The organism is Burkholderia sp. Ac-20379, from assembly GCF_017104645.1.
GTDB lineage: Bacteria > Pseudomonadota > Gammaproteobacteria > Burkholderiales > Burkholderiaceae > Burkholderia.
This window is the reverse complement of the sequence record NZ_JAAGPF010000084.1, coordinates 1-11,875: the sequence shown is the minus strand read 5'-3', so window position 1 is coordinate 11,875 and position 11,875 is coordinate 1. Positions and strand designations below refer to the sequence as shown.

Genomic DNA, 11,875 nt, shown 5'->3' with positions numbered 1-11,875 from the left:
GCTGCTCAGTTCAGGCGCGCCTTCAACTGGTCGGCCATCGCTTTCATCGCCGCGCGGGTCGGCGGATCTTCGGCCAGGGCGTTCAGCAATCCGAAGTCATGGATCGTGCCGTTGTAGCGCGTGGTGGTCGCTTCCACGCCGGCCGCGTCGAGCTTGCGGCCGTAGGCTTCGCCTTCGTCGCGCAGCACGTCGAACTGCGCGACTTCGATCAGCGCCGGCGGCAGGCCCTTGAGTTCGTCCGTCGAGGCGCGCAGCGGCGACGCGTAGATCTCGTTGCGTTGCGCTTCCTGCTTCGTGTAGGCATCCCAGAACCACTTCATCATCGGCCGCGTCAGGAAGTGATCCTTCTGGTACGCGAGATACGAGCCGTCGTTGAAATCGTGATCCGTGACCGGCCAGAGCAGGCCCTGGAAGCGGATCGCCGGGCCGTGCTTGTCCTTCGCCATCAGCGACACCACCGCCGCCATGTTGCCGCCCACGCTGTTGCCCACCACCGCCAGGCGGCTGCCGTCCACGCCGATCTCGTCGCCGTGCGCGGCCACCCATTTGGTTGCTGCGTACGCCTGATTGATCGCCACCGGATAGCGCGCTTCCGGCGACGGCGTGTAGTTGACGAACACCGCCACCGCGCCCGATTGCACCACGAGATCGCGCACCAGGCGCTCGTGCGTCGGGAAATCGCCGAGGATCCAGCCGCCGCCGTGGAAGAACATGAACACCGGCAGCGTGCCCTTCACGCCTTCCGGACGCACGATCGTGACCGGCACGCTGAGGCCGTCCTGTTCGATCGTGCGGTTCGTCACCTCGATGCCCGACAGATCCACCTTCACGCTGTTCTGCGCACCCACCAGCACCTGTCGCGCCTTTTCCGGCGACAGCGTTTCGAGGCCCGGCCCCTTCTGGCCGTTCAGCGCTGCGAGGAAGCGGCTCGTGACCGCATCCGGTTGGTTGGCCGGCGCGGCCGGGTTGGCTGCGCCCGCGGCGAAGGCGGAACTGGCGGCGGCGATCGCGGTGGCGATCAGGGCGGACTTGACGATCTTCATGATGGATTCCTCAGCAATCTCGGTGACGGTGTCGGTGGCGGTGCGATGAACGGCGCGGGCGGACGGCGCTCAGACCAGCGTGAGCGTGACGTCGATGTTGCCGCGCGTGGCGTTCGAGTACGGGCAGACGATGTGCGCCTTCTCGATCAGCGCCTGGGCGGCTTCGCGGTCCATGCCCGGCAACGCGATCTTCAGTTCCACTTCGATGCCGAAGCCGTTCGGGATCGCGCCGATGCCCACGCTGCCGTCGATCGACACGTCGGCCGGGATCTTGATCTTGTCGCGCGCCGCGACGAACTTCATCGCGCCGAGGAAACAGGCGCTGTAGCCGGCCGCGAACAGTTGTTCCGGGTTCGCGCCTTCGCCGCCCGCGCCGCCGAGCTCGCGCGGCGTGACCAGCTTGAAATCGAGCTTGCCTTCGGGCACCACGGCACGGCCGTCGCGGCCGCCGGTTGCGTGAGCGTGGGCACGGTAGAGAACGTTTTCGATCGACATGATGGGCTCCTGATTCCTGATGAGTAAGTGGATGATTTGCTTGAATCTATCTACTACACGATAGACATCGTGCTTCAAAAAATGCAGACCGGATGGCCTGCTCGCTGTGCTGCTGACTGCATGTGCTGCTGGTTCTGCTTATGTCTTCCGTCGAATTTATCTACTCGTAGATAGATAACCGACTTCAATAAAAAGGCGGTGATCCGCCTTTTGCCTGCTTGTGAGACCTCCGCCGTCAGGCGCGTGTTTTCCACGCCTTTTCGACTTCATCCAGCCGCGCCTTCTGCTGGAACAACCGGCTGGCCAGCACCGCGCCCTGATAGGCCGCGTACAGCGTGCGGGCCGCATGCTCCGGCTTGCCGCTGAATGCCAGCGTGCCTTCCTTCGCGCCTTGCGCCAGCAGCGCCGCCAGCCAGCGCTCATTCGCGCTGAAGAAGGCCTGCACCGCGTGCCGCACGGTTTCCGGCAGGGATTCGATATCGGCCGCCAGCATGCCGCACAGGCAGATCTGGTTGCCGTCGCCGAGCGTCTTGCCGAACAGCTTGGTGTAGCGGCTCAGCTTCGCGTCGGCAGCCAGGGCGGCGTCGATCGACGCAATACCGGCCATCACGCGCTCGCTGTACTGCTGCACCGCTTCGAGCACCAGGTCGTCCTTCGCGGGGAAGTAGTAGTGGATGCTCGAGGTTTTGACGCCCACCCGCTCGGACAGATCGCGGTAGCTGAAACCGTTGAAGCCGCGCAGCATGATCAGTTCGATCGCGTGCTCCAGCAGTTGGTCTCGGACGGGTGTTTTCGTTTCCATGTGGTGTAATTTATCTACTAGAAGGTAGAGAGTCAAGGGGGTGGGGGAAACTTTTTTGGGAAGGGTAAGGTATGCGCGACCGACTTTCCCTGGCGGACCGAATCCCGCACCAAGCTCAGGCTGCATTGCCTGCCGCGGACACGGCAAGCGAACCGTCCGCCGCACAGCTCACGCAGCCCGCTCGCCGGGCATGCCGGCCGTCGCGTCATGCCCGGCCTCGCAGCACCTCGATCCGGCCTGGCTGAACGTCGCGTTAAAAAAAGCATCCCGGCAGGTGTCACTTTCGCACTCGTCGTTCGACATAACGGGTGAAAACGCGACGTGTGCCCGCCGCCCGGCGGTCGCGCGATTCCATGACGCCGCTCCGCTAGCAGCTTGAGCCGCGCGAGAGACCAGCCCGGTGCTTACGCGTGATGCCCGACAGATAAATCACTTGATCAAACGACACATGATGAACGTGACTTCGCATCGCCGAAGGCTGCTCCGCCCCCACGCCATTGCCTTGGCCATCGCGACCGCGCAATGTCTCGCAGCGGCGGACGCACACGCCCAGGCCACCGGCAACACGGCCGGCGTGCAGGATTACCACTTGGCCAGCGGCCCGCTCAACCAGGTGCTGATCCAGATCGCCGGGCGCACGGGCCTGCCGCTTTCGTTCGATCCGGCACTGGTCGGCTCGGCGCGCTCGGCGCCCGTCGAAGGCCGGCTCGCGCCGACCGAGGCGATTCGCCAGGCGCTGGCCGGCACCGGTGTGGAGCTGGTTGTCACCGACAGCAATCATCTGACGCTACGCCGAGCCACGCCGCCGGCCAAGACGGCCGCGCCCGCCCCGGAAGCGGCGGCCACGCAGCCCGAGGAACCCTCGGCGGAGCTACCGCTGATCAGCGTGGCGGCAACCCGCGACTCGAAGGGCACCGGCTTTCTCACCGAGTCGTCCAGCACGTTCACGCGCACCGACACGCCGCTGAGCGAAACGCCGAAATCGATTACCGAGATCAATGCGGCGGTAATTCAGAGCCAAAACGATACGACCTTGGCGGACATCCTGCGCAATGCCTCGGGCGTGATCACGCGGCCCGGGCCATACGGCGTGCCGAATTTCTCGATACGCGGCTTTACCGGCGCGCCGGTGATGCTCGACGGCATGTCGATGGCCGGCGCGAACTCGACCAACCCGGCCGCCACGTCGTTGATCCCCTCGATCGCGATTTCCAGCGTGGAAGTGGTGAAAGGGCCGTCGGCGATTCTGGCCGGCGATTCGCCGCCCGGCGGCGTGATCAATATCACGAAGAAACAGCCGCAGGCTGAACCCTTTCATGAAATCCAGATGGGAATCGGCATGTACGGCTACAAGCAGCTCGCGTTCGACAGCACTGGCGCGCTGACCAAGGACGGCAAGCTGTTGTACCGCTTCGTGCTGTCCGGCGACAAATCGACCGAATCCGCGATGGGCTACGACGGCGGCCGGCATGTGTACTTCGCCCCCACCATCGAATGGAAGGACGCCCACACCGATCTGCAACTCGCCTACACGCACATCGTCACGCGCGATCCGTTCCCCCAGTTCACGGTCGGTTACGCGAGCGGCGGCTTTTACAACAGCTATTTTCGCCAGGCGCTCGGCAATCGGGAGGATGCCTTCACCACACGTTCCGACCAGGTGGAAGGCAAGTGGGAGCAGAAGATCAACGACCATCTGAGCTTCGTGAACCGCGTGAACTACCTGCGCTCGTATCAGCACCAGCTCGGCTGGGGCACCGCCACGACGATCGGCCCCGGCGATTCGCTGACGCTGCTCGGCTTCAACTCGTCGTCGGTCTATTACACGCTGAGCACGCAGAGCTATGCGCGCATCAAGTACGACTACGGTTCGGTGAAGTCCACCACGCTGATCGGCTTCGACTATGGCTACAGCCGGGTGGCGCAGCTCGACGAGAACCAGTCGAACATCTTTACCATTCCCAATATCTGGGGAAGCTATTCCGTGCCGCCGCTGTCGGCCGACCTGCAACCGAGCCTGAATTACGCGACCACCCGCAGCGGGCTGTACGTGCAGGAGCAGTTGAACATCGGCAGATTCCACGCGCTCGGCTCGATTCGTCGCGACAATTACCTGTCGACGCTCGACATCATCGGCAGCAGACGGCAGAGCGCCGGCACGCATCAATCCGCCTACAGCCCGAGCCTCGGCCTGATGTACCAGCTGACCGACGAGCTCGCCGCCTACGCGAGCTACAACCGTAGCTTCGTGCCCGCCACGGCCATCACGTTCTCCGGCGCGCTGTTGCCGCCCGAGCGCAGCGACCAGGCCGAAGTCGGCGTGAAGATGAATCTGCTGGACGACAAGCTCGCCGTGACGATGGCGGCCTATCGCGCTTCGTACACGAACCAGCCGGTCAGCGATCCGCTGCACTCGGGCTATTCGCTCGGCACCACCGGCTCGGTCAGTCGCGGCTTCGAGCTGGAGCTCCAGGGGCAGGTGGCCAAGGGGCTCAACGTGATCGGTCAGTACACCTACAACAATTACCAGCAGAGCTACAACCCCACGCTGCGGGTGAATTTCCCGAAACACACCGCCAGCCTGTGGACCACCTACAACTTCCAGAACGCGACACTGCAAGGTGTGGGCTTCGGCGTGGGGCTGTTCTACGCCAGCGGCCAGGACGCGGGCTACACCGCGTTGCCGGCCTATCACCTGCCCAGCCAGATCGAAACCGATGTCGGCCTGTTCTATCGCAAGAAGCACTACGGCCTGAACCTGTCCGTCAAGAACGTGTTCAACCGCAACCTGTACTACAGCAGCGTCAGCTCGAGCTTCATTCCGATGGGACCGTCGCGCACCGTGCTGCTGACCGGGACTTACGACTTCTGAGCCTCACCCCGCCGCCGGCACGCCCCGTCGCGATGCCGGCGGCGCGCCGTTCCTCCCCCGCCCTGCCTGCCGAACCCATGTCCGCCCTGCCCCCAACCGATCTCGACTACCGCGAATCCGAAACGCGCGGCAGCCGGCCGCAATCCCGCGTGAGCGAACTCGTCCTGCCTTACTGGCGCTCGTCCGAGGCGCCGACATCGGCGGCAATGGCGGCCGTCATCATCGGACTGAGCTTTACCAGCGTCTATATCGGCGTCTGGAGCAATCAGTGGTCCGGGCGCTTTTACGACGCGATCGGCGCCGCCCGCTTCGCCGCCATTCCGCACCTGCTGCTGAGCTTTCTCGGCGTGGTGCTGGTGGCCGCCACACTGGTGTTGATCGGCTACGTGCTGCACGAACTGCTGGTGCTGCGCTGGCGCACCTGGCTCACGCGCCACCTGATCGATGCCTGGACCGCTGGCGACAGCTACTTCCGCATCGAGCGCGACAAGCTGTTCGACAACGCCGACCAGCGGATCGCCGAGGATGTGCGGTTGTTCGTCTCCACCACGCTGCGGCTGAGCTTTTCGATCATCAGCGTGCCGGTGTCGGCCTTCACGTTCAGCGTGGTGCTATGGAAGCTGACCGGCGCGTACACGCTCCATGCAGGCGGCGCCACCCTGTCGATTCCCGGTTACATGGTGCTCGCGGTGTTCGCCTATACCGGCGCCACGCTGCTGATCACGCATGTGACCGGGCGCAGGCTGATGTTCCTGAACGCCCACCAACAACGCGTCGAGGCGGATTTCCGCGCCATGATGCTGCAACTGCGCGAGGGCGCCGAGCAGGTGGCGTTCTACGGCGGCGCGGCCACCGAAGCCACGCGACTCAAGCGCAGCTTCGCGCTGGTGCGCGGCAATGCGCTCGACATCATCCGCGTGACCTCGATGGTGATGTTCTCGACCCAGGTGCCGGGGCAGATCAGCAGCATCCTGCCCGCCCTGCTCGCGCTACCGCAAATGGCCGCGCACGGGCTGACGGTGGGCTGGCTGATGCGCGTGTCGTCGGCCTTCGGCTCGGTGGCCGGCACGCTGGCCTTTTTCCCGCAGTGTTACCAGGAATTCGCCACGCTGCGCGCGGTCACGCGCCGTCTGCTGACACTGCTCGACGCCACCCGCGCGCAGGCCGCCAGCCCGGCCGCGCCCGGTGAAGCCGCCGCGCCGCGGCTCGCGCTGCGCCGTCACGACGGCCCCGGCATCGCGGCCGGCGCGCTGCGCCTGACCGATCAGAACGGCGCGACGCTGGCCCGCACGCCGGCCTTTGTCATCGCGGCGGGCAGCCATCATCTGATTCGCGGCCGCTCCGGCAGCGGCAAAAGCACCCTGCTGCGCGCGATGGCGGGCATCTGGCCATACGGCGAAGGAGCGCTTTCGATGCCGCCGCGCGAGGCATTGATGTTCGTGCCGCAGCGCAGCTATATCGCCACCGGTTCGCTGCGCGACGCGCTGGCCTATCCGCTGACCGGCGACACGCTCGATACGGCACGCGCCGATGCGGTGCTGCGCCGCTGCGGGCTGGCGCATTACGCCGATTCGCTCGACGTGGTGGACCGCTGGGCGCACCGCCTGTCAGGCGGCGAACAACAGCGGCTGGCGTTCGCGCGCATCCTGCTCCAGCGCCCGGCCTATCTGTTCCTCGACGAAGCCACCAGCGCGCTCGACGAAACCTCCGAACGCACGCTGTACCGCACGATGCTCGATGCGTTGCCGCACGCGACCGTGGTCAGCGTCGCGCACCGGCCGGGCGTCGCGGCGTTCCACGAGCACGTGATCGAGCTCGGCATGCACACCGCGGCGCCGCTCGAAACGGCCGGCGAAGGCTGATCGCCGCGCAAGCCGCCACGCGTCGTCGCGCTGCATGAAAGACAACGGCCCCCCGCGATGCCAATCGCGGGGGGCCGATTTTTTGTCGCCGCGATGTTCAGGCCGTGCCGCCCACCGTCATCTCGTCGATCCGCAGCGTGGGCTGGCCGACGCCGACCGGCACGCTTTGACCGGCCTTGCCGCACACGCCCATCGCGGTGTCCAGCGCGAGATCGTTGCCGATCAGCCGAACCTGCTTCAACGATTCGGGCCCGTTGCCGAGCACCGTGGCGCCGCGAATCGGCGCACCGAGCCGGCCATCCTCGATCAGGAATGCTTCCGAAGCGGAGAACACGAAGCGCCCGCTGGTGATGTCCACCGAGCCGCCGCCAAGATGCGCGACGTAGATGCCGCGCTTTACCGAGCGCACGATCTCCTCGGGATCGCGTTCGCCCGCCCGCATGTAGGTGTTGGTCATGCGCGGCATCGGCAGCGCCTGATACGACTCGCGGCGGCCGTTCCCGGTAGACGCGGTGCCCATCAGGCGCGCGTTGGTTTCGTCGTGCAGGTAGGCGCGCAGGATGCCGTCCTCGATGAGCGTGGTGCAGCGACCCGGCGTGCCCTCGTCGTCGACCGACACCGAACCGCGGCTGCCGGGCACGGTGCCGTCGTCCACCACGGTGACGCCGGGCGCGGCCACCCGTTCGCCGATCCGTCCCGCGAACGCCGATGCGCCGCGCCGGTTGAAATCGCCTTCCAGGCCGTGGCCCACCGCTTCGTGCAGCAACACGCCGTTCCAGCCCGGGCCGATCACCACGCTCATCACGCCGGCCGGCGCGGCGCGCGCGTCGAGCTTGCACAGCGCCGCGTCCACCGCTTCCCGCGCCGCCGCGCCGATCGCCCGATCGGTGAACATCGCGTAGCCGGCCCGGCCGCCCAGCGTGCGCGAAGCGCTTTCCCGAGCGCCGCCGCGCGCGACCTGCACGTTGATGTCGAGCCGCACCAGGGGCCGGACGTCTACCGCGTGGCGGCCGTCGCTGCGCGCGATCACCACCAGTTGATGCGTGGCCGACAGGTTCGCCTCGACTTCGGCCACGCGCGGATCGCAAGCGCGCGCGTGGCGATCCACGCGTTCGAGCAACGCGATCTTGGCGGCCGCATCGAGCGTGCCGAGCGGATCGTCCGACGGGTAATAACGTGCCGGCTCGGCGCGACTCGCCAATGCAATCGTGCGAGCGGGCCCGCCGCCCTGAGGGGCGGCGCCCGATACGATGCCGGCCGCGCGGCGCAGCACCTCGGCATCGACGCGCTGCGATGTGGACAGCACCGCCTGCTCGCCGTGCACCGCACGCAGGCCGAAGCCGGTGTCGGCGTGATAGGCGCCGCGCTTGACCGCGCTTTTTTCGAGCGCCCAGTGTTCGGACACCGACGCTTGCACGAACAGGTCGGCGAAATCGGCATGCGCGCCCATCGCGCGGGACACGCAGCCGAACAGGTCGCCGAGATCGAGGCCTCGCGAGGCCAGCAACGCATGCGCGGCCGCCTCGGGAATCGCGGGCGACGAGCGGGAAGACGAAACGGAATCGGACATGGCGATGGGATCGGATGGAGAAAGTGAGGAGAACGTCATGTCAGGCACCGCCCACGCGCATGCCGTCGATCAGCCAGGAGCCGGTGGTGCTGTTGCCGCGCGTGAGCGTGTCGGCGCCGACCGCCACCAGGCCGCGCGCCATGTCCAGCAGGTTCGACGCCACCGTGACGCCAGCCACCGGATGACGGATCTCGCCGCGCTCGACCCAGAAGCCGTGCACCGCGCGCGAGACATCGCCGGTCAATGGATTGACGCCCTGCCCGGTCATGCCGCACACCACCAGCCCGGTGCCGAGCCGCGCGAGCATCGCCTGCCAGCCGTCCTCCGCGCGGGTCAGGCTGCTGGACAGACGCAGGTTGGTCGGGCCGATGCAATGGTCGGCCAACGCCACCCCGAGCCGGCGGCTGCCGTACAGATCGACGAAGTAAGACTCGAGCACGCCGTCGCGCACCACCGTGTGTGCGCGCGTGGCAAGGCCGGAGCCGTCCCAGGCACGGCTCCCGATGCCACGTACGACGAACGGATCGTCGTCGATACGCACGTGCGGCGCGAACAGCGGCTTGCCCAGCGCGCCGCCGAGGAACGAGCGGTGCAGGTACAGCCTCCCGGCCGTCGCAGCCGACAGGTAATCGCCCAGCAGCCCGATCGCGCTCGACGGATCGAACAACACCGGGCAGGTCTGGGTTGGTACCGGCTTCGCCCCGAGCCGGGCCAGCGCGCGCCCGGCGGCGTGGCGGCCGAGCGCTTCCGGATCGATCAGATCCGTGGCGCGGCGACAGGTGTCCCACCAGCCGTCCACCTGCTTCTGGCCGTCATGAATCGCCACCGGCGAACACGCCAGCGAGTGCGAGGTCGCGCTGCCGGCCAGCGCCAGGCCGTCGCTATTGGCCAGCCAGTAGCGGTTGCGCGCGCTCGACACCGACGCGCCCTCGGTTTGCGGAACCCGCGGATCCACCGCCAACGCCGCGGCTTCGATGCGCGATGCCAGCGTCACCGCATCGTGCAGGCTCAAATCCCAGGGGTGATCGAGATCGAGCGCATCGGCACTCGACGGCGCGGCGACATCGGCGCCGGCCGGCAAGCCGGCGCTGGCGTCCTCGGCGGTGATCGCCGCGATCTCCAGGCCGCGCGCGATCAGCGCCTGCAGGGCCGGGCGCGAAAGATCCGACGACGCCACGGTGGCACAGCGCTGGCCGAGATACAGCTTCACCGAGATGCCGTGCGCATGACGAAACGCGCGCTCGTCGGGCTTGCCGCCGCGCACGGTGACGGACAGCGATTCGCTGTCGTTGACATGCACTTCGGCGGCACTCGCGCCGGCTGCCAGGGCAAGCGCGAGCACGTGTTCGGCGGCGTGTTCAGGCGGCGCCATGGCGTGAGTCGCCACGACGGCGGGAGGGGCATGGGCTGACATACGAAAGCTCCGGATGACGAACGACACGAGGAAACGCGCCGGGCCGCGATCGGCCGGCGCGGCGTGCGCGCGCCGGCCCGTCCCGGCGCGCGAATGCACGGGAGCGCGAACCGGCGCCGGCACGCGGCGTTGAAGGATCAGCGAGCGGCGGCGGCCGGCGAAGCGGTGGCCGGTGCGCCCGGCGGATCGGTCACGAAGTTGATGCGCGACAGGCCGCCGGCCTGCACGCTCGCCAGCAGCTTGGCCACGCGCCCGTAGGGCACGGCTTCGTCGGCGTAGACGTTGACGGCCGGCGGCTGCGCGCCGCCGGCGGCTGCCGCTGCCGCGGCGATACGCGCGGCCAGTTCCGCGGCATCCACCGGCGTGCGGTTCCACAGCACCGTGCCGTCGGCCGTGATCGATACGTCGATGTCCTTGGCCGAGGGGTCGACGGCCTGCGCGGTGGCCTTCGGCAGCGCAACCTTCACGGCCTGGTTCATCACCGGCAGCGTGATGATGAACACGATCAGCAGCACCAGCATCACGTCGATCAGCGGCGTCATGTTGATGTCGTTGACGAAGCCGTCGCCGGCGCCCGAAGCGGAGGGATCGTTGAGGATCGACATGGCCGCGCCTCAGGCGCTGAGCCGGGCGGCCCGGCTGTCGAGGCGGTCCTGCTGCTTGCGATGCCCCGTGACGTAGAACACGTTCAGTTGATGCGAGAAACGCAACAGCTTCTGCCCCACGTTCTTGTTGCCGCGCGCCACGAAGTTGTAGCCGAGCACCGCCGGAATCGCCACGAACAGGCCGACCGCCGTGGTGATCAGCGCCTCGCCCACCGGGCCGGCCACGTGGTCGAGGCTGGCTTGCCCGGAAGCGCCGATCGCCACCAGCGCGTGATAGATGCCCCACACGGTGCCGAACAGCCCCACGAACGGCGAGGTGCTGCCGATCGAGGCGAGCACCGCAAGGCCGCTTTGCAGGTGCGCCACCTGTTCGTCGAGCGCGTTGCGCACACAGTAAGCGATCCACTCGCCGCCGCCCAGGCCGTCCTCCAACAGCGGCTGGTGCTTCTGTTCGCTGGCCTCGCGCGCGGCCAGCGCGAGCTGGCGATACGGGTTGTCGTGCGTGCCGCGTTCCAGCGTCTCGATGCCCTCGTCGATCGAACGCGCCGCCCAGAAGCGTGTGTGCGCGGCAAGACCCAAGCGTGCGAGGCGCCGGTTCGCCAGCCCCTTCACGATCATCACGGCCCACGACACCACCGACATGCCGCCGAGAAAGACCAGAATGAAACGGATGATCAGATCGCCCTGTTGCCAGACGTTGGCCAGCCCGTAATGTTCCATGTACGACTCCAAAATGATGGACGACATTCAGTCATCCAGATGAAAGGCGATCGGCTGGCTCGCTTCGACCTGGCGGGCGGCGCCGTTCTCGATATAGGGTTGACAGCGGCCCGCCTGCAACGCTTCGACCGCGGCATCGTCGAGCGCCGGATAGCCGCTGGAACGGCTCACCACCGCGTGGGCGATATGGCCGTCGGTGGCAACCGTCACGCGCAGCGTCACCACGCCGGCCTGACCGAGCCGCTTCGCCTTGGCCGGATAGACCGGCGCCGGAATCCGGCAACCGAGCTGGGCCATGTCGCCGCTGCTGATCTGCTTGGTATCGAGGCTCGGTCGGCTGGCGCCCGGCGCGGGAGGATGCGTCGCGTCGGGCGCGGGCAGATCGGAAGAGCACACGTCGGAAGTCCAGTCACCATAGAGTAGCTCGTATGCCGTCTGCTGCTTGAAAAAAAAAAAGAAGAGAGGAAAGAAGAGCGAGAGGCGGACGTGGTG

General features: G+C 67.1%; 10 protein-coding genes. 2 read left to right on the top strand and 8 right to left on the bottom strand.

Annotated elements, in window-relative coordinates:
- Nucleotides 1-5: 5 nt before the first annotated feature.
- The 3 genes from G3N92_RS13675 to G3N92_RS13665 all read right to left on the bottom strand — a co-directional run bounded on the left by G3N92_RS13675 (nt 6) and on the right by G3N92_RS13665 (nt 2,340).
- Nucleotides 6-1,043: an alpha/beta hydrolase gene (locus G3N92_RS13675; RefSeq protein ID WP_206128058.1), complete on the bottom strand. Its 1,038-nt coding sequence runs from the start codon at nt 1,041-1,043 to the stop codon at nt 6-8.
- 69 nt (nt 1,044-1,112) lie between these two features.
- A complete protein-coding gene (locus tag G3N92_RS13670) occupies nt 1,113-1,538 on the bottom strand; it encodes an organic hydroperoxide resistance protein (protein WP_206128057.1) in 426 nt (141 codons plus the stop codon).
- Nucleotides 1,539-1,773: 235 nt separating this feature from the next.
- Nucleotides 1,774-2,340, bottom strand: a complete 567-nt coding sequence (locus G3N92_RS13665) for a TetR/AcrR family transcriptional regulator (RefSeq protein WP_206128056.1) — start codon at nt 2,338-2,340, stop codon at nt 1,774-1,776.
- 502 nt (nt 2,341-2,842) lie between these two features.
- On the opposite strand from G3N92_RS13665, the gene G3N92_RS13660 reads away from it, so the two are divergent.
- Both G3N92_RS13660 and G3N92_RS13655 read left to right on the top strand, forming a co-directional pair.
- Complete coding sequence (locus G3N92_RS13660; RefSeq protein ID WP_241014772.1) at nt 2,843-5,212, top strand: TonB-dependent receptor; 2,370 nt, start codon at nt 2,843-2,845, stop codon at nt 5,210-5,212.
- A gap of 77 nt (nt 5,213-5,289) precedes the next feature.
- Nucleotides 5,290-7,074 (top strand): ABC transporter ATP-binding protein/permease, encoded by a 1,785-nt coding sequence (locus tag G3N92_RS13655; protein WP_206128055.1) that lies wholly within the window; start codon nt 5,290-5,292, stop codon nt 7,072-7,074.
- Nucleotides 7,075-7,171: 97 nt separating this feature from the next.
- On the opposite strand, the gene tldD is transcribed toward G3N92_RS13655, so the two are convergent.
- The 5 genes from tldD to G3N92_RS34925 form a co-directional block, all read right to left on the bottom strand.
- Nucleotides 7,172-8,644 (bottom strand): metalloprotease TldD, encoded by a 1,473-nt coding sequence (gene tldD / locus G3N92_RS13650; protein WP_206128054.1) that lies wholly within the window; start codon nt 8,642-8,644, stop codon nt 7,172-7,174.
- 40 nt (nt 8,645-8,684) lie between these two features.
- Nucleotides 8,685-10,016 carry a metallopeptidase TldD-related protein gene (locus tag G3N92_RS13645; protein WP_206128053.1) on the bottom strand — a complete coding sequence of 444 codons (1,332 nt, stop codon included), beginning with the start codon at nt 10,014-10,016 and terminating at the stop codon, nt 8,685-8,687.
- Between the two features lie 179 nt (nt 10,017-10,195).
- Nucleotides 10,196-10,663, bottom strand: a complete 468-nt coding sequence (locus G3N92_RS13640) for a biopolymer transporter ExbD (protein ID WP_206128052.1) — start codon at nt 10,661-10,663, stop codon at nt 10,196-10,198.
- 9 nt (nt 10,664-10,672) lie between these two features.
- Entirely contained in the window at nt 10,673-11,383 is a 711-nt protein-coding gene (locus tag G3N92_RS13635; protein ID WP_206128076.1) for a MotA/TolQ/ExbB proton channel family protein, read from the bottom strand.
- 27 nt (nt 11,384-11,410) lie between these two features.
- The coding region (locus tag G3N92_RS34925; protein ID WP_241014771.1) for an energy transducer TonB at nt 11,411-11,875 on the bottom strand (465 nt) is incomplete at its 5' end.

What these genes read in the sequence shown, in the direction of transcription:
- G3N92_RS13675 (WP_206128058.1), bottom strand. Translation starts at nt 1,043, where the DNA reads ATGAAGATCGTCAAGTCCGCCCTGATCGCCACCGCGATCGCCGCCGCC.
- G3N92_RS13670 (WP_206128057.1), bottom strand. Translation starts at nt 1,538, where the DNA reads ATGTCGATCGAAAACGTTCTCTACCGTGCCCACGCTCACGCAACCGGC.
- G3N92_RS13665 (WP_206128056.1), bottom strand. Translation starts at nt 2,340, where the DNA reads ATGGAAACGAAAACACCCGTCCGAGACCAACTGCTGGAGCACGCGATC.
- G3N92_RS13655 (WP_206128055.1), top strand. Translation starts at nt 5,290, where the DNA reads ATGTCCGCCCTGCCCCCAACCGATCTCGACTACCGCGAATCCGAAACG.
- tldD (WP_206128054.1), bottom strand. Translation starts at nt 8,644, where the DNA reads ATGTCCGATTCCGTTTCGTCTTCCCGCTCGTCGCCCGCGATTCCCGAG.
- G3N92_RS13645 (WP_206128053.1), bottom strand. Translation starts at nt 10,016, where the DNA reads ATGGCGCCGCCTGAACACGCCGCCGAACACGTGCTCGCGCTTGCCCTG.
- G3N92_RS13640 (WP_206128052.1), bottom strand. Translation starts at nt 10,663, where the DNA reads ATGTCGATCCTCAACGATCCCTCCGCTTCGGGCGCCGGCGACGGCTTC.
- G3N92_RS13635 (WP_206128076.1), bottom strand. Translation starts at nt 11,383, where the DNA reads ATGGAACATTACGGGCTGGCCAACGTCTGGCAACAGGGCGATCTGATC.